Source organism: Bradyrhizobium sp. USDA 336, assembly GCF_044908355.1.
In the GTDB taxonomy this organism is placed as follows: domain Bacteria; phylum Pseudomonadota; class Alphaproteobacteria; order Rhizobiales; family Xanthobacteraceae; genus Bradyrhizobium; species Bradyrhizobium yuanmingense.
The window spans coordinates 3,475,763-3,498,079 of sequence record NZ_JBIYDC010000002.1; the positions used below are offsets into that span (position 1 = coordinate 3,475,763).

The 22,317-nt window shown below is 65.1% G+C and carries 20 protein-coding genes; 7 read left to right on the forward strand and 13 right to left on the reverse strand.

Annotated features, from left to right (window positions below):
- Nucleotides 1–160: 160 nt before the first annotated feature.
- Together ABIA45_RS17215 and ABIA45_RS17220 are read left to right on the forward strand one after the other, a co-directional pair.
- Nucleotides 161–6,454 (forward strand): HAMP domain-containing protein, encoded by a 6,294-nt coding sequence (locus tag ABIA45_RS17215; RefSeq protein ID WP_404652922.1) that lies wholly within the window; start codon nucleotides 161–163, stop codon nucleotides 6,452–6,454.
- A gap of 13 nt (nucleotides 6,455–6,467) precedes the next feature.
- Nucleotides 6,468–7,955: an HWE histidine kinase domain-containing protein gene (locus ABIA45_RS17220; protein ID WP_404543050.1), complete on the forward strand. Its 1,488-nt coding sequence runs from the start codon at nucleotides 6,468–6,470 to the stop codon at nucleotides 7,953–7,955.
- Here ABIA45_RS17220 and ABIA45_RS17225 read toward each other — a convergent pair.
- A complete protein-coding gene (locus tag ABIA45_RS17225; protein WP_404543052.1) occupies nucleotides 7,952–8,173 on the reverse strand; it encodes a hypothetical protein in 222 nt (73 codons plus the stop codon). The genes ABIA45_RS17220 and ABIA45_RS17225 overlap by 4 nt on opposite strands.
- 141 nt (nucleotides 8,174–8,314) lie before the next feature.
- On the opposite strand from ABIA45_RS17225, the gene ABIA45_RS17230 reads away from it, so the two are divergent.
- Both ABIA45_RS17230 and ABIA45_RS17235 read left to right on the forward strand, forming a co-directional pair.
- Nucleotides 8,315–8,572 carry a hypothetical protein gene (locus ABIA45_RS17230; protein ID WP_404652925.1) on the forward strand — a complete coding sequence of 86 codons (258 nt, stop codon included), beginning with the start codon at nucleotides 8,315–8,317 and terminating at the stop codon, nucleotides 8,570–8,572.
- Between the two features lie 94 nt (nucleotides 8,573–8,666).
- The gene (locus ABIA45_RS17235) at nucleotides 8,667–8,900 is read left to right on the forward strand and encodes a hypothetical protein (RefSeq protein ID WP_275508731.1); all 234 of its coding nucleotides are present in this window, start codon (nucleotides 8,667–8,669) and stop codon (nucleotides 8,898–8,900) included.
- A gap of 97 nt (nucleotides 8,901–8,997) precedes the next feature.
- Here ABIA45_RS17235 and ABIA45_RS17240 read toward each other — a convergent pair whose 3' ends face one another.
- Nucleotides 8,998–9,219, reverse strand: a complete 222-nt coding sequence (locus ABIA45_RS17240) for a hypothetical protein (protein ID WP_404543054.1) — start codon at nucleotides 9,217–9,219, stop codon at nucleotides 8,998–9,000.
- Between the two features lie 115 nt (nucleotides 9,220–9,334).
- Between ABIA45_RS17240 and ABIA45_RS17245 the strand changes: the two genes are divergently transcribed.
- Complete coding sequence (locus tag ABIA45_RS17245) at nucleotides 9,335–9,529, forward strand: DUF3072 domain-containing protein (RefSeq protein ID WP_057026883.1); 195 nt, start codon at nucleotides 9,335–9,337, stop codon at nucleotides 9,527–9,529.
- A 90-nt stretch (nucleotides 9,530–9,619) separates the two neighbouring features.
- On the forward strand, nucleotides 9,620–9,928 hold the full coding sequence (locus ABIA45_RS17250) for a DUF6496 domain-containing protein (protein WP_271542570.1): 309 nt from the start codon (nucleotides 9,620–9,622) through the stop codon (nucleotides 9,926–9,928).
- A gap of 6 nt (nucleotides 9,929–9,934) precedes the next feature.
- On the opposite strand, the gene ABIA45_RS17255 is transcribed toward ABIA45_RS17250, so the two are convergent.
- Both ABIA45_RS17255 and ABIA45_RS17260 read right to left on the reverse strand, forming a co-directional pair.
- Nucleotides 9,935–10,297 (reverse strand): hypothetical protein, encoded by a 363-nt coding sequence (locus ABIA45_RS17255; RefSeq protein WP_404543056.1) that lies wholly within the window; start codon nucleotides 10,295–10,297, stop codon nucleotides 9,935–9,937.
- Nucleotides 10,298–10,565: 268 nt separating this feature from the next.
- Nucleotides 10,566–12,113: a Do family serine endopeptidase gene (locus ABIA45_RS17260; protein ID WP_404652926.1), complete on the reverse strand. Its 1,548-nt coding sequence runs from the start codon at nucleotides 12,111–12,113 to the stop codon at nucleotides 10,566–10,568.
- Between the two features lie 205 nt (nucleotides 12,114–12,318).
- On the opposite strand from ABIA45_RS17260, the gene ABIA45_RS17265 reads away from it, so the two are divergent.
- Entirely contained in the window at nucleotides 12,319–13,155 is an 837-nt protein-coding gene (locus ABIA45_RS17265; RefSeq protein WP_404652927.1) for a universal stress protein, read from the forward strand.
- Nucleotides 13,156–13,173: 18 nt separating this feature from the next.
- On the opposite strand, the gene ABIA45_RS17270 is transcribed toward ABIA45_RS17265, so the two are convergent.
- From ABIA45_RS17270 to tkt, 9 genes are all read right to left on the reverse strand, one after another.
- Nucleotides 13,174–13,386: a hypothetical protein gene (locus ABIA45_RS17270; protein WP_404652929.1), complete on the reverse strand. Its 213-nt coding sequence runs from the start codon at nucleotides 13,384–13,386 to the stop codon at nucleotides 13,174–13,176.
- Between the two features lie 168 nt (nucleotides 13,387–13,554).
- On the reverse strand, nucleotides 13,555–14,073 hold the full coding sequence (locus tag ABIA45_RS17275) for an EAL domain-containing protein (RefSeq protein WP_404652931.1): 519 nt from the start codon (nucleotides 14,071–14,073) through the stop codon (nucleotides 13,555–13,557).
- On the reverse strand, nucleotides 13,983–15,317 hold the full coding sequence (locus tag ABIA45_RS17280; RefSeq protein ID WP_404652932.1) for a putative bifunctional diguanylate cyclase/phosphodiesterase: 1,335 nt from the start codon (nucleotides 15,315–15,317) through the stop codon (nucleotides 13,983–13,985). Before ABIA45_RS17280 ends, ABIA45_RS17275 begins: the two co-directional genes overlap by 91 nt.
- Before the next feature lie 197 nt (nucleotides 15,318–15,514).
- Complete coding sequence (gene rpe / locus ABIA45_RS17285; RefSeq protein ID WP_404652934.1) at nucleotides 15,515–16,252, reverse strand: ribulose-phosphate 3-epimerase; 738 nt, start codon at nucleotides 16,250–16,252, stop codon at nucleotides 15,515–15,517.
- Nucleotides 16,249–17,181 (reverse strand): CbbX protein, encoded by a 933-nt coding sequence (cbbX, locus tag ABIA45_RS17290; protein WP_404652935.1) that lies wholly within the window; start codon nucleotides 17,179–17,181, stop codon nucleotides 16,249–16,251. Before cbbX ends, rpe begins: the two co-directional genes overlap by 4 nt.
- 100 nt (nucleotides 17,182–17,281) lie before the next feature.
- Nucleotides 17,282–17,689 carry a ribulose bisphosphate carboxylase small subunit gene (locus ABIA45_RS17295; protein WP_157286981.1) on the reverse strand — a complete coding sequence of 136 codons (408 nt, stop codon included), beginning with the start codon at nucleotides 17,687–17,689 and terminating at the stop codon, nucleotides 17,282–17,284.
- 11 nt (nucleotides 17,690–17,700) lie between these two features.
- Complete coding sequence (locus tag ABIA45_RS17300) at nucleotides 17,701–19,161, reverse strand: form I ribulose bisphosphate carboxylase large subunit (RefSeq protein ID WP_404652937.1); 1,461 nt, start codon at nucleotides 19,159–19,161, stop codon at nucleotides 17,701–17,703.
- Nucleotides 19,162–19,199: 38 nt separating this feature from the next.
- A complete protein-coding gene (gene fba, locus ABIA45_RS17305) occupies nucleotides 19,200–20,285 on the reverse strand; it encodes a class II fructose-bisphosphate aldolase (RefSeq protein WP_404652939.1) in 1,086 nt (361 codons plus the stop codon).
- Nucleotides 20,286–20,297: 12 nt separating this feature from the next.
- On the reverse strand, nucleotides 20,298–22,316 hold the full coding sequence (gene tkt / locus ABIA45_RS17310; RefSeq protein WP_404652941.1) for a transketolase: 2,019 nt from the start codon (nucleotides 22,314–22,316) through the stop codon (nucleotides 20,298–20,300).
- Between the last annotated feature and the right edge of the window lies 1 nt (nucleotide 22,317).

The window sequence follows — 22,317 nt, forward strand, 5'->3', positions numbered from 1 at the left end:
AACAAACCGGCCGGTCCGTCGTTAACTCGGTCGGGCTGAGCAAAGCGGGTTCCATTTCCTTGCGCCGTACGTTGGCGCTTGATTTCGAATTTGCCTGACGCTCTTATTTCGTCGAACGCGTCTTGCCTCAGATTCGGCCGACGCCTGCGGGGGAAACAGTATGAGCGACCTCGATTCCGGAACTGCATCACGCTCCGGTCGTCGCGTCCCAAAGCCAAAAATCAACGGTACGTCCGAGTCAGATTCCCGAGCGGAACTGCTGCTCGCCCTCCAGGCGATGCGCAGCGGTGACTTTTCGGTGCGCATGAGCGGCGACTATCTCGGTATCGACGGCAAGATCGCCGACACTTTTAACGAAATTATCGCCGCCAACCAGCGCATGGCACAGCAGCTCGAGCTGGTGGGCCAGGTGGTGGGACGCGAAGGCAAGACCCGCCAGCGCGTGAAATTCGGCCTTGCGTCGGGCTCCTGGGCCGACATGGAAGGTTCGGTCAACACGCTGATTGACGACTTGTTGTGGCCGACGCGCGAGGTGACACGCGCGGTTGCCGCTGTCGCCCAAGGCGACCTGCTGCAGACCGTCAAGCTCGACGTCGACGGCCGTCCGCTCCGCGGCGAGTTCTTGCAGTCGGCGACGATCGTCAACACCATGATCAAGCAGCTCGGCGTGTTCACCTCGGAGGTGACACGCGTGGCGCGCGAGGTCGGCACCGAAGGCAAGCTCGGCGGCCAGGCCCAGGTGCCGGAGGTGACCGGCGTCTGGAAGGACCTCACCGAGAGCGTCAACTCGATGGCGAACAACCTGACCAACCAGGTTCGCAACATCGCCGAGGTGACGATCGCGGTCGCCAACGGCGACCTCTCCAAGAAGATCACGGTCGACGTCCGCGGCGAGATCCTCCAGCTCAAGGAAGCCATCAATACGATGGTGGACCAGCTGCGCTCCTTCGCCTCCGAAGTGACGCGCGTGGCGCGCGAGGTCGGCACCGACGGCAAGCTGGGCGGCCAGGCCATCGTGCCCGGCGTCGCCGGCACCTGGAAGGACCTGACCGACTCCGTCAACGCGATGTGCGGCAACCTGACCGCACAGGTCCGCAACATCGCCAACGTCACGACCGCCGTGGCGCGCGGCGACCTCTCGCGCAAGATCACCGTGGACGTGCGCGGCGAGATCCTGGAGCTGAAGGACACCATCAACACCATGGTGGACCAGCTCAACTCGTTCGCCTCGGAAGTCACGCGCGTGGCGCGCGAGGTCGGCACCGAGGGCAAGCTCGGCGGCCAGGCCCAGGTGCCCGGCGTCGCCGGCACCTGGAAGGACCTCACCGACAACGTCAACTTCATGGCCTCCAACCTGACCGCGCAGGTCCGCAACATCGCCGACGTCGCGACCGCCATCGCGAGCGGCGACTTGTCGAAGAAGATCACGGTGAACGTCTCGGGCGAGATCCTTCAGCTGAAGGAGACGCTCAACACCATGGTCGACCAGCTCAACGCCTTCGCCGGCGAAGTCACGCGCGTCGCCCGCGAGGTCGGCACCGAGGGCCGGCTCGGCGGCCAGGCCAACGTGCTCGGCGTCGCCGGCACCTGGAAGGACCTCACCGAGAGCGTCAACTCGATGGCCTCGAACCTGACCGCGCAGGTCCGCAACATCGCCGAGGTGACCACCGCAGTCGCCGGCGGCGACCTCTCGAAGAAGATCACCGTGGACGTGCGCGGCGAGATCCTCGAGTTGAAGGACACCATCAACACGATGGTGGACCAGCTCAACGCCTTCGCCGGCGAAGTCACGCGCGTGGCGCGCGAGGTCGGCACCGAAGGCAAGCTTGGCGGTCAGGCGGTGGTGCGCGGCGTCGGCGGCACGTGGAAGGACCTCACCGACAGCGTCAACTCGATGGCCTCGAACCTCACCGGCCAGGTCCGCAACATCGCCGAGGTCGCAACCGCGGTGGCGAAGGGCGACTTGTCCAAGAAGATCACGGTGAACGTCTCGGGCGAGATCCTTCAGCTGAAGGAAACGCTCAACACCATGGTCGACCAGCTCAACGCCTTCGCCGGCGAAGTCACGCGCGTGGCGCGCGAGGTCGGCACCGACGGCAAGCTCGGCGGCCAGGCCGACGTGCCCGGCGTCGCCGGCACCTGGAAGGACCTGACCGACTCCGTGAACTCGATGGCGGGCAACCTCACCGCCCAGGTCCGCAACATCGCGGAAGTTGCCACCGCCATCGCCGGCGGCGACCTGTCGCGCAAGATCACCGTGGACGTGCGCGGCGAGATCCTTCAGCTCAAGGACACGCTGAACACGATGGTCGACCAGCTCAACCGCTTCGCGGGCGAGGTGACGCGCGTGGCGCGCGAGGTCGGCACCGAAGGCCGCCTCGGCGGTCAGGCCAACGTGCCCGGCGTCGCCGGCACCTGGAAGGACTTGACGGACTCCGTCAACTCGATGGCGGGTAACCTCACCGCCCAGGTCCGCAACATCGCCGAGGTGACGACCGCGGTGGCGCGCGGCGACCTCTCGCGCAAGATCACCGTCGACGTGAAGGGCGAAATCCTCGAGCTGAAGAACACCATCAACACCATGGTGGACCAGCTCAACGGCTTTGCCGGCGAAGTCACGCGCGTGGCGCGCGAGGTCGGCACCGAAGGCAAGCTCGGCGGCCAGGCCGAGGTGCCCGGCGTCGCCGGCACCTGGAAGGACCTCACCGACAACGTCAACTTCATGGCCTCCAACCTGACAGCGCAGGTCCGCAACATCGCCGAGGTCGCAACCGCCATCGCCGGCGGCGACCTGTCGAAGAAGATCACGGTGGACGTACGCGGCGAGATCCTTCTCCTGAAGGACACGCTGAACACCATGGTCGAGCAGCTCCGCTCCTTCGCCGCCGAAGTCACGCGCGTGGCGCGCGAGGTCGGCACCGAGGGACGGCTCGGCGGTCAGGCCGTGGTGCCCGGCGTCGGCGGCACCTGGAAGGATCTCACGGACAACGTCAACCTCTTGGCTGCGAACCTCACCACCCAGGTCCGCAACATCGCCGAAGTCACCACGGCGGTCGCGCGCGGCGACCTCTCGCGCAAGATCACTGTGGATGTGAAGGGCGAAATCCTGGAGCTGAAGAACACCATCAACACCATGGTGGACCAGCTCAACGCATTCGCCGGCGAAGTGACGCGCGTCGCACGCGAGGTGGGCACGGAAGGAAAGCTGGGCGGCCAGGCCCAAGTGCCCGGCGTCGCCGGCACGTGGAAGGACCTCACCGACACCGTCAACTTCATGGCGGCGAACCTGACCGAGCAGGTGCGCGGCATCGTCAAGGTGGTGACCGCGGTCGCCAACGGCGATCTGAAGCAGAACCTCACGGTGAAATCGAAGGGCGAAGTCGCGGCGCTCGCCGACACCATCAACAACATGACCGAGACGCTCGCGACCTTCGCCGACCAGGTGACCTCGGTGGCGCGCGAGGTCGGCGTCGAAGGCCGGCTCGGCGGTCAGGCCAACGTGCCCGGCGCTGCCGGCACCTGGAAGGATCTCACCGGCAACGTCAACCTGCTCGCGGCCAACCTGACCTCGCAGGTGCGCGCGATCGCGGAAGTCGCAACTGCGGTGACCAAGGGCGACCTGACGCGGTCGATCCAGGTCGACGCCCGCGGCGAAGTGGCGGAGCTGAAGGACAACATCAACACGATGATCACCAACCTCCGTCTCACGACGGAGCTGAACACCGAGCAGGACTGGCTGAAGACCAACCTCGCCAAGTTCACCAACATGCTCCAGGGCCAGCGCGACCTCACCACCGTCGGCCGCCTGCTGCTCACCGAATTGTCGCCGCTGGTGAACGCCCATACCGGCGTGATCTACCAGGTCGAAAACGAGAACGATCCGCAGCTCCTGCTGCTCGCCTCCTACGCCAGCGACGGCGTCTACCCCTATCAGCCGGTGCTGCAGTTCGGCGAAGGCCTGATCGGCCAATGCGCCTTCGACAAGCGGCCGCGCGTCGTCTCCGACATTCCGTCGGACGTGGTGCCGATCAACTCGGCGCTGTTCCGCGTCGCGCCGAAAAACCTCGTCGTGCTGCCGGTGCTGTTCGAGGGCCAAGTCAAGGCCGTGATCGAGCTCGCCTCGCTCATCTCCTTCACGACGTCGCAGATGACGTTCCTGGAGCAGCTCACCGACTCCATCGGCATCGTGCTCAATTCGATCGAGGCCACGATGCAGACCGAAGGCCTGCTCAAGCAGTCGCAGCAGCTCGCCGGCGAGCTGCAGACCCAGCAACGCGAATTGCAGCAGACCAATGACCAGCTCGAGCAGAAGGCGCAGCAGCTCGCCGAACGCAACGTCGAGGTCGAGCGCAAGAACCAGGAGATCGAGCAGGCCCGCCGCGCGCTCGAGGAGAAGGCGACCGAGCTCGCGCTGACGTCGAAGTACAAGTCCGAGTTCCTCGCCAATATGAGCCACGAGCTGCGTACGCCGCTGAACTCGATCCTGATCCTCGGACAGCAGCTCAGCGACAACCCCGATGGCAACCTCTCGGCCAAGCAGGTCGAGTTCGCCCGCACCATCCATGGTGCCGGCACCGACCTGCTCAACCTCATCAGCGACATTCTCGATCTCTCCAAGATCGAGTCCGGCACGGTGACGGTCGACGCCGAGGAAATCCTGACCGCGAACCTGCTCGAGACCGTCGGCCGGCCGTTCCGGCACGAGGCGGACAACCGCAACCTGTCGTTCAAGATCGACGTCGATCCGAACCTGCCGCGCAGCATCGTGACCGACTCCAAGCGGCTGCAACAGGTTCTGAAGAATCTGCTCTCCAACGCCTTCAAGTTCACCGCCGACGGCGAAGTGCGCCTGAAGGTCGCCGGCGCAATCGGCGGCTGGGGGACGGATCATCCGGTGCTGAACTCGGCGCCGGCCGTGATCGCCTTCGAAGTGTCCGACACCGGCATCGGCATTCCCCTGGAGAAGCAGAAGCTGATCTTCGAGGCGTTCCAGCAGGCCGATGCCGGCACCAGCCGCAAATATGGCGGCACCGGCCTCGGCCTTGCGATCAGCCGCGAGCTTGCCAGCCTGCTCGGCGGCGAGATCCACCTGCGCAGCGCGCCGGGCAAGGGCTCGACCTTCACGCTCTATCTGCCCTTGAAATATTCCGGCCCGACCCTCGCGCCGCGGGCGCCGGCGTCACACCAATACGGCCAGCCGCCGGCGCTGCAGCCTGCTGCGCCCGACCAGCAGCGCGTTATCGAGCAGCTGCCCGACGACCGCCTCAACCTCGAGCCCGGCGACACCATTCTCCTGATCGTCGAGGACGACCCGCATTATGCCCGCGTGCTGGTCGATCTGGCCCGCGACAAGGGCTTCAAGGTCCTGGTCGCCGCGCGCGGCGCCGAGGCCCTCGAGCTCGCCAAGCAATACCAGCCGACGGCCGTCTCCCTCGACGTGTTCCTGCCCGACATGCTGGGCTGGACCGTGTTGAGCCAGCTCAAGCACAATCCGCTCACCCGCCACATCCCGGTCCAGATCATCACGCTCGACGAGGACCGCCAGCATGCGCTGGCGCGCGGCGCCTTCTCCTTCGTCAACAAGCCGACGACGACCGAGGGCGTCTCGGCCGCGCTGACGCAAATCAAGGAATATGCGCGGCCGCGGCGCAAGCGGCTCTTGATCGTCGAGGACAACGAGGCCGAGCGGCTCTCGATCCGCGAGCTGCTGCACCACGACGACATCGAGATCCTGGCCACGGATACCGGGGCCGGCGCGCTCACGACGTTGCGCGAGCAACCCTGCGATTGCGTGGTGCTCGACCTTAGGCTGCCCGACATGAGCGGCTTCGAGGTGCTCGATCAGATCCGCAACGACGAGGCGCTGTCGAACATCCCCGTCGTGGTGTTCACCGGCCGCGAGCTTTCCGCCGAGGAGGATGCCGAGCTTCACACCATGGCACGCAGCATCGTGGTCAAGGGCGTGGAATCGCCCGAGCGCCTGCTCGACGAGACCGCGTTGTTCCTGCACCGCGTGATCACGGAGCTGCCGATCGAGAAGCAGCGCATGCTGGAGAAGCTGAACAGTTCCGACGAGGACCTGATCGGCAAGACCGCCCTGCTCGTCGACGACGATGCCCGCAATATCTTCGCGCTCTCAAGCGTGCTGGAACGACGCGGCATGAAGGTGCTGACGGCCACGACCGGCAGTGAGGCGGTGACGCTGGTCGAATCCAATCCGGAGATCGCGATCGTGCTGATGGACATCATGATGCCGCAGATGGATGGCTATCAGACCATCGGCGTGATCCGCGAGAACCCGGCCTTCGCCCGTCTGCCGATCATCGCGTTGACCGCCAAGGCGATGAAGGGCGACCGCGAGAAGTGCCTCGAAGCCGGCGCGTCTGACTACCTCGCCAAGCCGGTCAACACCGACCAATTGCTGCTTGCGATCCGCATGTGGCTGCATCGCTGAGTTGGACCCGCGCATGGACCAGGAAAAGGTCAACATCCTGCTCGTCGACGATCAGCCGGCCAAGCTGCTCGCCTATGAGGTGATCCTGAAGGATCTCGGCGAGAACCTCGTGATCGCCTCCTCGGGCCGCGAGGCGCTGGAGGTGCTGCTCAAGACCGAGATCGCGGTGATCCTGGTCGACGTCTGCATGCCCGAGCTCGACGGCTTCGAGCTCGCCGCGATGATCCGCGAGCATCCGCGCTTTCAGAAGACCGCCATGATCTTCATTTCGGCCATCCAGGTCAGCGACATCGACCGGCTGCGCGGCTACGAGATGGGCGCGGTCGATTACGTGCCAGTGCCGGTCGTGCCGGAGGTGCTTCGCGCCAAGATCAAGGTGTTTGCCGAGCTCTACCGCAAGACGCGCGAGCTCGAACGGCTGAACCACGAGCTCGAGGATCGCGTCCGCGCCCGCACCGCGGAACTGGAGGCGTCCACGGCGAAGCTGCGCGAGAGCGAGCAGCGGCGCAGCATGGCGATCGCGGCCGGCAAGATGGGGTCATGGGACTGGGACTGGATCAGCGGCGATTGGATGTGGGACGAGGGGCAATACCGCATCTTCGGCGTCAGCCCCGAGGATTTCGAGGTCACTCCGGCCAGCGTTCAGGGCCTGCTGCATCCCGATGACGTCGATCAGTTGCGCAAGGCGATCGCCGAGTTCAACAAGGGTACGCGCGCGTACGAGACGGAGTTCCGCATCCTGCGGCCCGACGGCGAGGTGCGCTGGTGCGTCGGCACGGCGGCCGCAACCACGGACGAGAGCGGGCGCGTGGTGCGCGTCAGCGGCGTGACCGTCGACATCACCGAGCGCAAGCGCGCCGAGGAGCGGCAGAACCTGCTGGCGCGGGAAGTCGATCATCGCGCGAAGAACGCGCTGGCGCTGGCGCAATCGATCGTGCGCCTCACCCGGGCCGACGAGGTCAAGGCCTATGTCAACGCCGTCGAGGGGCGCATCAATGCGCTGGCGCGCGTGCACACCATCCTGTCGCTGTCGAGCTGGCAGGGCGCCGAGCTCTCCAGGCTGATCGACGAGGAGCTTGCGCCCTATTCGCTGGGTGACCAGATCAAATTGGCAGGGCCCGAAGTTCAGTTGCTGCCGGCGACGGCCCAGACGCTCGCGCTCGCGCTGCACGAGCTCTTCACCAACTCGGCCAAGTACGGCGCGCTATCCACCCGATCGGGGCGGCTCGCGATCGATTGGCAGGTCGACGAGGAGCTGCTCACGCTGAGCTGGGAGGAATCTGGCGGTCCCCTGGTCAAGACCCCGAAATCGCGCGGCTTCGGCACGCGAAGCCTGCTTGCGAGCATCGAGTCCCAGCTTGGCGGACAGGCGCAGTTCGATTGGCGCGCCGAGGGCCTGCTGTGCCGTCTTGAGGTGCCGTTGACACGCAAGACCGCGGCGGCTGCACCAAGCAAGTTCGACACCGCCGGCGCCGCCGAATTGCAACGCGCATCCGGTTAACCTGACGCTGCGCTGCTCATGCGCTCCGCCGTGCGCGGTTCGCGCGCGACGCGCCCTTCGAGCCAGGCTTCCGTTCGGGCGAGATCGCGCAGCGCCCTCGCGTAGCGGCGAGCTGCGCTCCGCTCCGCGCCAATCGGGAGCTTGCGCGCCTTGCGCAGGATGTCCGCGGCTGCGTTGCGATAGGCTAGCGAGCGGTAAAGAAAGACCACCTTACCCATATCGATGTTCCCGTTTTGCTGGCGCCCATCTTGGCAAGCCCGGCATGAACGCCGGATGAAACGGGCGGTAACAATTCCTTCAGCGGAGCGGAAACCCGGCGATCACATGCGCGTTGGCGTGGCAGTTCGGGATGCCGTCCCATGCGCACCAAAAAGTCGTCTGAGCTGATCTCTGCCAGCGGCCTTATCAAGCTGATGACACATGCAATGATGGGCGCAGCGCTTGGCCTCATTTTCAGCCTCACGCTCGTCCTGTCCAATCCAGCCGTCGCCAACCTGCTGAACAATGGCGGAAGCCAGGCCGCGATGGTCTTCGCCCTCACCTTGGTGACGACCTTCGCGATCGGCGCGACGCTCACCGGCGCCGTGTTCATCCTGGTCGAGGACAAGCAAACTTGAAGCGTGCGTGACGCACGGAAGATACTTCGCCGGGACTCCTGCCGCGACGCGCGGTTTGCTGCCTGCGTCAATTTAACTCAGGGAGTTCCCCCGCATGAAGACGACCAAGCTCGCTCTCGCCGCAATATTGGCAACGGGCCTTGCCGCCGCGCCGTTTGCCGCCCAGGCCAAATCGCATAAGGCCAAGCATGAATCGTCGGCACAGACCACCGGCGCCAACACCAAGTCCTCCAAGGGCGCTGATCCATCCGGCCAAGGCGGCGCCGGTCCCGGCTCCGATCAGGGCGGCACCATGACCAACAAGGGCGGCATGACCACCACCAAATAGGCGCGCCCTGGAATCATGAAGGGCTCCGCATTGCGGAGCCCTTTGTCTTCTATCTTTGGGCTCGGCACTCGGCCTTCAGTATCCGGCGCCAAGGATCTCAGCGGCGCTCGACTGCGCGCGCGGAATTGCCGCCTGTCTTCACGGCACGAAGTCGCACTCGGTCGCGGACGTTCGGCAGTACGTCGCTGCCGCCGGCCGCCTTCCATTCGGCGATCAAGAGATTGATCTTCCGGCGCAGGTCCATCTGCGCCAGGGCCTTTTCCGTGCAGTCGTGATCGCGCTCGACGAGGTCGCGCACCGACGCCTCGACGTCGGCCATCTCAAACCTCAAGGCTCTGATTTTACGTCGAATTTCATTAATTCTGTTGTCCATGCCTTGTTAGAACAAAATAAGAACATATAGTCAAGTCACGATTTCAGGACGGAGACGCCAGATGCAGGTTCAAGGTAAATACGACGCCAGATTTTTCCTGGGCGAGCAGATGACGCGGGCGCAGGGCCTCAAGCTGAAGCGGCTCAGCGAAGAGGCCTACCAGCCCGGCCAATATGCGCGGGATCTGTCCTTCAGCGAGGCCGCCCGGCGCATCCAGGTGCTGGAAGCGGAGATCGAGCTGGCAAACTCCTTCTAGAGCATCGCATCGCGCTTTAGGCCTGCGCCGTTCCACGCTCCCGGAACCATGGCTGTGCAGAATGGTTCTCCCCGCCGAGGGAGAATATGCATGGCACGCAAGGCAAAAAAGCGCCGCTACTCACGCAGCTCGGGCAGCGATGTCGCCACCGAGATGCGGCGTTACAAGAAGGGCACCGCGAAGAGCGGCCGTGGCGGGCGCGGCGGCCGCGTCAAGAACCGCAAGCAGGCCATCGCGATCGGACTGTCGAAGGCACGCAAGAAGGGCAAGAAGGTCCCGAAGAAGGCTTCAAAGCGCAAGAGCGCCAAGACGACGTCCAAGAAATCGTCGAGGACGTCGTCCAAGAAATCATCCAACAAGAAATCATCGAAGCGCAAATCATCCAAGCGGTCGCGCTGACCGGTCTCAGATCATGCTCCCCGGCATAAAGCAGCGGATCGAAATCCCGAACGCAGTCTTGACCGGCCACACCATGGTGCGGCCGGCGCGGTTCGGCTCGGTGATGACGGCCTCGTCCGGCACGTCGATCCACTGCCCGTCGATGCGGACACGGTAGCGCCCGTTGTGCGACTCCCAGTCGAGATCGGCGAGGGCGAAACCGTCGGCATCCGAGCAGCACGGACCGAGATGGCTGCGCAAACTGTCGAACCATGGCTTCAGAGGAGAATTCGCGTAGCGGCCGTCGTCGCGCCCGAGCGCGTTTTCACCCGAGAGCACCAATGGCACCACGAGCAGCGCACTCCTGAGCGAGAGCTTCAGTCGATCCATGATGGCACCGATCACTTGTGAACCACCGGCGAGTTCCACAAAGCGCCGGGAGGCTCGAAGTTCCACGCTTGCAACCCGGTCGGCGGCGGCGTTGCCGCAGAGCACTGAGGCGTCTTGCGAGTGTGATCAGCGAACACGGCTTTTTCGGACGCACCAGGTCATCATCCCTGCCGTTAACGAGAATGTGACCGGCCTGGTGCGGACGTGACGTGTGTGCAAAAGGCGGCCCGAAGGCCGCCTTCCTGGATTTGTGAGGGTCGAGTTCGCGCTATGCGAGTGGCACCGCAACGAAGCGGGTGGCCTCCGCGCTTCTGACCTGAAGCAGCACGCTGCGCTTGCCCGACGATTTGGCCTGCGCCAGCTCGGAGCGGACCTCGCCGACATTGCTGACAGCCTTGCCGCCGACATTGAGGATGACGTCGCCGGTCCGGATGCCCCGTTGCGCGGCCGGGCCTTGCGGATCAACCTCGGTGACGACGACGCCGTTCTGGCCTGCGCCCTGGACGTCACCTGCGGGCGCCAGGCTGAGGCCGAGGCGCGGCGTGCCGGCACCCGACTGTCCCCTGCCCTCGTCGGCATTGCCATTGCCTTTAGCCTGGCGCTCATTCGGCAGTTCGCCAAGCACCAGGGTCATCGTCTTGCTGTCGCCCTTGCGGAAGACATCGAGCTTCACGGACGTGCCCGGCGCCAAGCCGGCGATGGTGCGGGCGAGGTCGCGGGAGTCCTTGATCGTGGTGCCGTTGACGGCGGTGATGACATCGCCCGCCTGGATGCCGGCCTTCGCCGCCGGGCTGCCATCCTGCGGATTGTCGACGATCGCGCCGCGCGCCTCCTTGAGCCCGAGGCTGTCGGCAATATCCGACGTCACCGGCTGCACCTGCACGCCGAGCCAGCCCCGGGTGACCGCGCCCTTGTCTTTCAATTGCGCGACGACGAGCTTGGCGGTCGAAGCCGGGATATCGAAGCCGATGCCGACCGAGCCGCCCGAGGGCGAGAAGATCGCAGTGTTCACGCCGATCACGTTGCCGTTCATGTCGAAGGCCGGGCCGCCGGAATTACCCTTGTTGATCGGCGCGTCGATCTGGATGAAGTCGTCATAGGGACCGTTGCCGATGTCGCGGCCGCTGGCCGAGACGATGCCGGCGGTCACGGTGCCGCCAAGACCGAAGGGATTGCCGACCGCGACCACCCAGTCGCCGATGCGCGGCTTCTGGTCGGAGAACTTGACGAACGGAAAGTCCTTCTTGCCGTCGACCTTGATCAGCGCGAGATCGGTCTTCGGATCGGTGCCGACCACTTTCGCGGTGTAGGTCGTGCCGTCGTCCATCGTCACCTGCACGGACTCGGCGCGATCGACGACGTGATTGTTGGTCACGGCATAGCCGTCGGCGGAGATGAAAAAGCCGGAGCCTTCGCCCGTGATCATCTGGTGGCGCTGGCGTGGCATGCCGTTCGCGCCGCCCGGAAAGCGGAAACCGAACTGTCGCGAGAACTGGTCGAACGGCGTGTCCTCGTCCGAATCCATCCGGTTCTGCTGCAGCATCGCGCTCTTGTCGTTGTCCTGATCGATTTTGACCCGCACCGAGATCACAGCGGGTTTGACCCTGCTGACGAGATCGCCGAAGCCGGGCGGCGTCGCGGCAGCTTCGGCCGCCTGAGCCGGCGCAATCAAGGAGTTGATGCCGTACGGCGTGGCGCCTGGCGCAACGGCCAGGGCGGCCACGCCCAGCGCGGCCACGGTGCCGAGCAGCGCGAGCCGCCGCGGCCGCAAGATCTTGCGAGAAGTGTTGATGTCGGAATTGACGCGATCGTTCATGTCGAAATGTCCATGTTGAGCAGGTGTCGCCTTGCCCTCAACATGGTCGCTGCCACCTTACGACGTCCCGTCCGTCCGATTAAATCTCGGCAAAGAATGGATGAGCGGGCGTAGCAGGCAATCCGGACGTTTGATACAGCTCAACGCGTCGCCTTCGCGCAGGGAGAAACTGCGACCATCGGATGATGCTCAGCGGAGGCGCGCCATGTACAAAGACATTCTCGTCCACATTCCCACCGAACGTCCCATGCGTCCCGCGATCGAGGGCTCGGTCTCGCTCGCGGCGAAGCTCAACGCGCACCTCGACGCGGTCGCGGTCGGCTATGTCGCCACCAGTACGGCTTACGTCATGGAAGGCGGCGCGGCGGTGGCGGCCGTGTTCGAGCTGGAGCGCGAGCGCGCCGTGGAGCGGGCCGAGGCGGCGCTCGCGGTATTCACGAGCGAGGCGGCGAACGCCGGCATCTCCTATACCTGCCACGCACTCGGCGCGATCCCGGCAGATGCCGCCGGCTCGCTCGGCGAGATGGCACGGCTGCACGATCTCAACGTGGTGCTCCAGCCCGATCCGGCGCAGGGCTCGTTCGACAACGACGTGCCGAGCGAGATCCTGTTCCGGGCGGGCGGCCCGGTGCTGTTCCTGCCCTACACCTTCCGGGGAGCCTTCAAGGCGAAGCGGATCGGCATCTGCTGGGACGGCAGTCGCGTTGCCGCCCGCGCCATGCGCGACGCAGCTCCGTTCCTGGCGCGCGCCGAAGAGATCGTGATCATCACCGTCAACGAGACCGACGACGTCTCCGGCGAAGCTTCAGCGAGCGGCTTGGCCAGACATCTCGGGCGGCGCGGATTGTCCACCCGCACGGTCAGCCTGACCGCCACGCGCGCCGACATTCAGCCGATCATTCTGTCGCTGGCGGCCGACGAGAGTCTCGATCTCCTGGTGATGGGCGGCTACGGCCATTCGCGGTTGCAGGAACGCGTTCTCGGGGGTGTCACCCGCGCCATGCTGGAAGCCATGACGGTCCCGACGCTGATGTCGCATTGATGAGCCGCCTTGGCGCCGTCACGCCGCGACGGGAGCCTCCCACGGCGCCGGCGCGGCGGCGTCCTTCTCGCGATGCGCATTGCACGCGTCGAAATGCGCCTTGAGCTCGATTTCGGCGAGATGTTCGAAATGTTCGGCCTGGCCGAGGAGTTCCCAGTTCTGGAGCGGCCGGTAGGCCGCCTGCTGACGGCAGAGGGACGCCAGCGCCCGGTAGCGACGTACGTTCTCCATGAGACCCTCCCTCGCGTTCACGGGCTTATTGCCCTGATTTGCGTCAGGCCGATGGCGTTTATGCAAAACATTTGCTGCGCACACAACGCGCCTGAACCAAGTTAATTTTCGAGAAGTGCCGGTAAGGATTTTAGTTCCAAACGTCCGTTTGGAACTGTGTGCCCAACGCTAGGCGGAGAGGCGGCGCTCCACGGCGACGCTGACCAAGTCGAGATAGCGTTCGATCAGGTCAGGCCGGCCGACGAGATAGCCTTGCATCTCCTCGCAGGCCTCGCGCGCCAGGAAAGCACGCTGGGCTTCCGTCTCCACTCCCTCGGCAATGACCGGGATCTTCAGCGCGTGCGCCAGGCTCAGGACGGCGCGGACAATCTCGGCCGATTTCGGCGTCGCCTCCAGGTTGGAGATGAAACTGCGGTCGATCTTGATCTTGTCGAACGGGAACGACTGCAGATAGGACAGCGAGGAATAGCCGGTGCCGAAATCGTCCATGGCGATGCGGATGCCGAGCGCCTTCAGCCGCCGCAGCAGGTTGAGCGCGCGGGTGAAATCGCCGATCAGCACGCCCTCCGTGATCTCGACCTCGAGCCGCGTCGGCGTCAGCCCCGTCTCCAACAGAATCTGGTGGATCGAGCGCTCGAGATCGCCCGCCTGGAACTGGACCGGCGACAGATCGACCGCGACCTGCAACGGCCGCGGCCAGGATGCCGCCTCGCGGCGCACGCCTCGCGCAGCACCCATTCACCGATCTCGACGATCAGCCCGTTCTCCTCGGCGAGCGGAATGAACTGATCCGGCGGCACGAAGCCGCGCGTCGGGTGATTCCATCGCAGCAGCGCCTCGAAGCCGATGACCTCGCCATCCACCCGCGCCTGCGGCTGGAAATAGACCAGGAGCTGGTTCTGCTCCAGCGCCTGCCGCAGGTCGTGCTGCAACAGCCTGCGGTCGCGCAGCTCCTGGTCCATCTCGGATTCGAAGCAGCGGACCCGGCTCCTGCCCTCGCGCTTGGCGCGGTAGAGAGCCGAGTCGGCGTTGGCGAGCAGCGTCGCCGCGTTCAAGCCATCGTCGGGATAGAACGCGATGCCGACGCTAAGGCCCACGTGGGAGAGATAGTCGTCGACCTCGAGCTCCTTGCCGATTGTCTCGACCAGGCGTTCGGCCAGCGCCAGAACGTCCTCACGGCTGGCATTGTCGGGCATCAGGATCATGAACTCGTCGCCGCCGATGCGGGCGACGAAGGCCCCTTCGGCTTCCGCGGCAAGCCGGTCGGCGGCCGCCCGCATCAGCATGTCGCCGACGGGGTGACCGAACACGTCGTTGACCTCCTTGAAGCGGTCGAGATCGAGGCTCAGCACGGCGAAACTGGTCGATGCCTCCTGCGCCCGCTCCAGCCGTTCGTCGAGCGCCGCGTTGAAGGCGCTGCGGTTCGGCAGGTCCGTGAGCGCATCATGATGCGCAAGATGGCTGATCCGCTGCCGGGTGGTGACACGCTCCGTGACATCCTCGATCACGCCGACCAGATATTGCGGATCCCCGTTGCCATCCGTGATCAGCATCTTGCGTGAATTGACGACCCGGTCGCGGCCCTTGACGCCGACTTCGAGCAGATGCTCCTCCAGAACCATCGGCATGCCGCTGGCCACGACGCGTCTATCCTGCTCGTTGACCTCGCGGGCCACGTCAGCCGGGAAGATCTGCTCGGGCGTTCGGCCCAGCATCTGTTCGCGCGGCATGCCGTAATAGTCTTCTCCGGCGCGGTTCAGCAGGATGTAGCGCGAACTCTCCGCACATTTCGCGAAGACGGCGATCGGAATGTTTTCGATGATTGTGTCGAGGAACTCGCGGGTCCGCAGCAGATCCTGCTCGACCTCGTCGCGCGTTTGCGCGCGTACTTCGATCATCCGCTGACGCTCGCGATCACCGGCCTCGCGCATCCGCGCTCTCATAACGTCCCTAAACCACAGATTGAGACGCTTGGCATTGCGCGGTCGTTAATAGATTGTCCTTCTCCGGTGCGTTGGTTACCCCGGACTGAATGAGCCGATCGATTTGGACGGCATGCTCCGTAGAGATCCGGAGAAAGTGGCGCGCCTTGACACACCGGAGCCACGGCGGCGGGCTGCTCCGTAATCTACCGGATGAGCGCACTTTCTTCGGCCCGCTTCGCGGGCGCGGAACTATCTTGCAGCTTCGGAACCCGGCCGGTCTCCGCGGCGATGCGAATGGCCGCGATATTGGCGGCATATTCGCCAGCGCTCTTGCCGCGAAACACGGCGGAGCCCGCGACCAGCGTGTCGGCGCCCGCTGCAGCCACGGCCGCGGCATTGTCGCGCGTGACACCGCCGTCGACCTCGAGCCGGATCGGCCGCCCGCCGATCATGGTCCTGATCCGCCTGATCTTGTCGATCTGCGATGCGATCAAGGATTGGCCGCCAAAGCCCGGATTGACCGTCATCACCAGCACGAGATCGATACGATCGAGCACATACTCGATCTCCGCTTCCGGGGTCGACGGACAAAGGCTGACGCCAGCCTTGCTGCCGAGCGAACGGATCGCCTGCAGCGAGCGGTCGAGATGCGCCCCCGCTTCGGCGTGCACCGTGATGATGTCCGCTCCGGCCTTTGCGAACGCCTCGAGATAGGGATCTGTCGGCGCGGTCATCAAATGCACGTCGAACGGCTTCTTCGAATAGGGGCGGATCGCCTTGATGACGTCGGAACCGAAACTGATGTTCGGCACGAAGTGTCCGTCCATGACGTCGCAATGGATCCAGTCGGCCCCAGCGGCGTCGATCGCGGCGACCTCCTCGCCGAGACGCGCGAAATCCGCGGCGAGGATCGAGGGAGCGATCATGATCTCCTTCGTCATGGCACTGCACTCCGCGCATCCGCACCGCCGCTGAACACCCGGCTCGCGAGCACGTCCATGGCATCGATGGTTTCGAGGTCGGCGACATCGAGCATGCGATTGAGATCGGACACCAGCCGATCGGCCTGCCGCAGGCGGATGCGGTCGACGGCGTTGCGGATCGAGCGCGCGTTGGAGAAGAACGGCTGGGTCCGACGCAGCGCGATGTACTTCTCGAACGCCTCTCGCGCCGCAGCCGAGAAGCGATAGCCACGCTCCTTCAGCATCAGCTCGGCGATGACGAGCAGCTCGGCCTCTGCATAGTCAGGGAATTCGATGTGGTGGGCGATGCGCGAGCGGAAGCCGGGGTTTGAGCCAAAGAAACTCGTCATCCGCTCGCCGTAGCCGGCGAGGATCACGACGAGGTCCTCGCGCTGGTTCTCCATCACCTGGAGCAGGATCTCGATCGATTCCTGACCATAGTCGCGTTCGTTGTCGGGACGATGCAGGTAATAGGCCTCGTCGATGAACAGCACGCCGCCCATTGCCTTCTTCAGGATCTCCTTGGTCTTCGGCGCGGTGTGGCCGATGTACTGGCCGACCAGATCGTCGCGCGTCACCGAGATCACCTGCCCGCGACGCACGAAGCCGAGGCCGTGCAGGATCCTGGCCATGCGCAGAGCGACGGTGGTCTTGCCTGTTCCAGGATTGCCGGTGAACGACATGTGCAGCGTCGGCGGCGCGGAAGCCAGGCCCGCACGCTGCCGGATGCGCTCGATCAGCAACAGCGAGGCGATCTGGCGCACGCGGTTCTTGACCGGCTTGAGCCCGATCAGCTCCTGATCGAGCTGTTGCAGCGTCTCGGTGATCCCGGCCGCTTCAGCCTCCTTGCGGAGATCGAAATGGGTCTCGCTGTGTTCGGTCGTGGTTGCGTGGGGGACATCAAGCATGACTACCCTCGAAGAAAAGAGCTTCGCCGCGAGCAAGGCGGCGAAGCAGTTGTCCGCCAAGGATGCGGAGCAGGGAGAGCTCCGCGCGGAAGCGGATGACTCAAGCTGGCGCGTGCGCCGCCGACTTTCGAACCGTGGTGTAGCGGACCGCACGGCCGCCGACCTCCTGCCGCACCAGCTCGAACTCCGTCTCTTGCTTCGGCCGGTTGACGAGGAAGGAGATCCGCACCGATTCCCAGCCGTGGCTGGAATCGAAGCCGCTGATGCGGATGTAGCGGTCGCTATAGACCCTGCGGCACTCGGCGAGCTCCATCATTACGCCGGCGGCGTCCTGGAGATCGAACATCGGCAGGCCCCACATCTCCCAATAGGTGTTGCGGGGATGCGGATCGTCGGTGAACTCGATGTTCACCGCCCAGCCATTGGCTAGGCAATACTGCACCTGGCTGGTGATCTGCTCGTTGGTCAGATCCGGCAGGTACGAGAAGCAGCCCTGGGTGATCTTCATCTCAAATCTCCTCAGACGGTTTCCAGCGCCGTCGGCACGAAGTCCGGCGTGTCGGTGGATTGATAGTTGAAGGTGACGTCCTTCCAGACCTCGAGCGCAGCCTTCAGCGGCGTGCAGGTCTGGGCCGCCTTGGCCAGGATCTCCGGGCCCTCGTGGACATAGTCGCGGCCCTCGTTGCGGGCGAGGATCATCGCTTCCAGCGCCACCCGGTTGGCGGTCGCGCCGGCCGCAATGCCCATGGGATGGCCGATGGTGCCACCGCCGAACTGCAGCACGACGTCCTCGCCTAACAGGTCGAGCAGCTGGTGCATCTGCCCGGCATGGATGCCGCCGGAGGCTACCGGCATCATCTTGTTGAGGCTCGCCCAGGACTGGTCGAAGAACAGGCCATGCTCGAGCTTGGTCGGATTGAAGTCCTCGCGGCAGACGTCGTAATAGCCGCGCGTGGTGTTGGGATCGCCTTCGAGCTTGCCCACCACCGTGCCGGCGTGGATGTGGTCGACACCGGCAAGCCGCATCCATTTCGCGATGACGCGGAACGACACGCCATGGCTCTTCTGCCGCGTATAGGTGGAGTGGCCGGCGCGATGCAGATGCAGGATCATGTCGTTGCGCCGCGCCCACTTGGCCATCGACTGGATCGCAGTGTAGCCGATCACGAGGTCGATCATCACGATCACCGAGCCAAGCTCCTTGGCGAACTCCGCACGCTCGTACATGTCCTCCATGGTGGCCGCGGTGACGTTGAGGTAGGTCCCTTTCACCTCGCCGGAAGCGGCCTGCGCGCGGTTCACCGCCTCCATGCAATAAAGGAAGCGATCGCGCCAATGCATGAAGGGCTGCGAGTTGATGTTCTCGTCGTCCTTGGTGAAATCGAGCCCGCCCTTCAGCGCCTCATAGACCACGCGGCCGTAATTGCGGCCGGACAGACCGAGCTTCGGCTTCACGGTCGCGCCGAGCAGCGGCCGGCCGAACTTATCGAGCCGCTCGCGCTCCACCACGATGCCGGTCGCCGGTCCCTGGAAGGTCTTCACATAGGCGACGGGAAAGCGCATGTCCTCGAGCCGCAGCGCCTTCAGCGGCTTGAAGCCGAACACGTTGCCGATGATCGAGGCCGAGAGGTTGGCGATCGAGCCCGGCTCGAACAGGTCGAGATCATAGGCGATGTAGGCGAAATACGAGCCCGGCGAGCCCGGAACGGGATCGACGCGATAGCACTTGGCGCGATACTTCTCGGCCGCGGTCAGGCGATCGGTCCACACCACCGTCCAGGTCGCGGTCGAGGATTCGCCTGCCACAGCGGCTGAGGCCTCGATCGGGTCGACGCCGTCTTGCGGCGTGACGCGGAACAGCGCGATGACGTCGGTGTCCTTCGGCATGTAGTCGGGCTCCCAATAGCCCATGCGCTTGTATTCCATCACGCCGGAGCGATAGCGCTCTTTGCCGCGGACCGTGCCTGCATGTGCGTTCATGTCTCTCTCCTGCTCTTTTCTCTGCTCTTTCTGATTGGCTAGGCGGCAACCGGCTCGCGGGCATCGATGCGCGGGTCGAGCTCGCCGGCGCGATAGCGCCGCGCCATCTCGCTCATCGGAATGACCTTGATCTTGCTGGCGTGGCCTGCGGTACCGAACTGCTCGAACCGCTCGCGGCACAATTCGCGCATTGCGTCCATCGCCGGCTTGAGGAACTTGCGCGGATCGAATTCGGAGCGCGTTTCCGCCGCCACCTTGCGGAACACCGCGGTCATCGCCAGCCGGCAATCGGTGTCGATATTGACCTTGCGCACGCCGCTGCGGATGCCGCGAACGATCTCCTCGACCGGCACGCCCCAGGTCTGCGGCATCTCGCCGCCGAACTGGTTGAACTTGTCCTGCAGCGGCTGCGGCACCGAGGAGGAGCCGTGCATGACCAGATGCGTGTTCGGCAGCCGGCGGTGGATCTCCTCGACCACGCGCATCGCCAGGATATCGCCGTCCGGCTTGCGACTGAACTTGTAGGCGCCGTGTGAAGTGCCCATTGCGATCGCGAGCGCATCGACCTTTGTGGCGCGCACGAAGTCGACGGCCTGGTCCGGATCGGTCAACAGCTGGTCGTGGCCGACCTTGCCCTCGACGCCGTGACCATCCTCTTGCTCGCCGCCGCCGTGCTCGAGCGAGCCGAGCACGCCGAGCTCGCCTTCGACGGAAGCGCCGACCCAATGGGCGAGATCGACGACGCGGCGCGTGATCGCAACGTTGTAATCATAATCGGCCGCCGTCTTGGCGTCGGCCTTCAGCGAGCCATCCATCATCACCGAGGTGAAGCCGTGGGCGATGGCCGAGGCGCAGGTCGCTTCGTCATTGCCGTGGTCCTGGTGCATGCAGAGCGGAATGTCCGGATAAGTCCGCTCCAGCGCATCGATCATGTGCGAAAGCATGAGATCGCCGGCATAGCTGCGCGCGCCGCGCGAGGCCTGGATGATGACCGGCGCATCGACCGCAGCCGCCGCCTGCATGATGGCGATGCCCTGCTCCATGTTGTTGATGTTGAACGCCGGCACGGCGTAGCCGTGGCTGGCAGCGTGATCGAGCAATTGGCGGAGAGTAATACGGGCCAAGGGGCGTCCTCCTTATTGGCTCTTGCGGGCGATCGCCCGGCGGGCCGCTTCCGCAATGCTTTGCGGCGTGATGCCGAATTCGCGGTACAGCACCGACGCCGGGGCCGAGGCGCCGAAGCCGCGCATGCCGACGAACTCACCGTCGGTGCCGATCCAGCGATGCCAGTCGCCGGCGACAGCGGCCTCGACACCGACACGCGGCGCGGTGCCGAGCACCGAGGCGCGGTAATCCTCCGGCTGCTCCTCGAACAGTGCGAAACACGGCGCCGAGACCACTGCGGCGCGAACGTGTTCGGTCGCGAGCAAGCGTGCGGCTTCCAGCGCCATCGAGACTTCCGAGCCGGTTGCGATGAGCGTCACGTCGCGGCCACCATCCGGCGAGATGACGAGATAGGCTCCGTTCGCTACGTGGTTTCTGCCGCGCGCATCGCTGCGGAAGGTCGGCAGGGCCTGCCGCGACAGGCATAGCACTGAGGGGCGATGCTCCGCCGCGAGCGCGCAATCCCAGGCTTCCAGCGTCTCCACCGCATCGGCGGGGCGGAACACGAGCAGGTTGGGAAGGACGCGCAACGCCGCGAGATGCTCGACCGGCTGATGCGTCGGGCCGTCCTCGCCGAGCCCGATGGAGTCGTGGGTCATGACATGGATGACGCGCAGCCGCATCAAGGCCGCCAGGCGGATCGCCGGCCGGCTGTAATCGGAGAACGCCAAGAACGTGCCGCCATAGGGGATGAAGCCGCCATGCAACGCGAGGCCGTTCATCGCCGCGGCCATACCGTGCTCGCGAATGCCATAATGGATGTAGTCGCCGGCGAACGCACCGCTCTTGACCGGCGCCTGCGCCTTGGCATGCGTCAGGTTCGAATGGGTGAGGTCCGCGGAGCCGCCGACCAGGCCGGGAATTGTTCCCGCGATTCCCTCGAGCACCTGTTGCGAGGCCTGCCGCGTCGCCAGCTTCGGCCGCTCGGATGCAAAGTGCTCACGCAATTTCGCCGCGGCCAGCGCATAGGCGGCGGGCAGAGTCACGGCTTTGCCCTCGACGAACAGGTCGCGCTGCTCCGGCGTCGCTCCTTCGTAGCGATCGAGCCAGGCGAGGCGGTCGACCTGCCCGCGCTGCCCGATCATCCGCCACGCCTTGAGCACCGGGATCGGCACCACGAAAGGCTGATAGTCCCAACCCAGCGTCTGCCGCGCCGCTGCCGTCTGCTCGGTGCCGAGCGGCGCGCCATGCACTTTCTCGGTGCCCTGTCTATCAGGCGCGCCATAGCCGATGATTGTGCGACAGGCGATCAGCGACGGCTTTGCGGTCTCCCGCTCCTCCGCTATCGCCTGCGCCACCGCTGCGGGATCATGCCCGTCGACGCGGCGCACCGACCAACCGGAGGCGGCGAAGCGCGCGAGCTGGTCGTCCGATGTCGCCAGCGAGGTCGGACCGTCGATGGAGATGCCGTTGTCGTCGAACAGCACGATCAGCCGGCCGAGCCCGAGATGACCGGCCAGCGAGATCGCCTCCTGGCTGAGGCCTTCCATCAGGCAGCCATCGCCCGCGATGACATAGGTGAAGTGATCGACGAGCCCATCGCCATGCCGCGCATTCGCCATCCGCTCGGCGAGCGCCATGCCGACCGCGGTCGCAATGCCCTGGCCCAGCGGTCCCGTCGTGGTCTCGACACCAGCCGTGTGGCCATATTCAGGATGACCCGGCGTCTTCGAGCCCCACTGGCGAAAGGCCTTGATGTCGTCGAGGCTGATATCGCCGCCGGTGAGATGCAACAGCGCATAGAGCAGCATCGAGCCATGCCCCGCCGACAGCACGAAGCGGTCGCGGTCAGGCCAATTGGGGTGCGCGGAGTCGAATTTCAGGAAACGCGAGAACAGCACAGTCGCGACATCAGCCATGCCCATGGGCAGCCCGGGATGGCCTGACTGCGCTGCCTCGATGGCATCGACCGCGAGGAAGCGGACGGCATTGGCGAGATCGTTGTGCGTGACCGCATTGAGGTCGGCTTCGGCATGGACGGAGATGTTCATC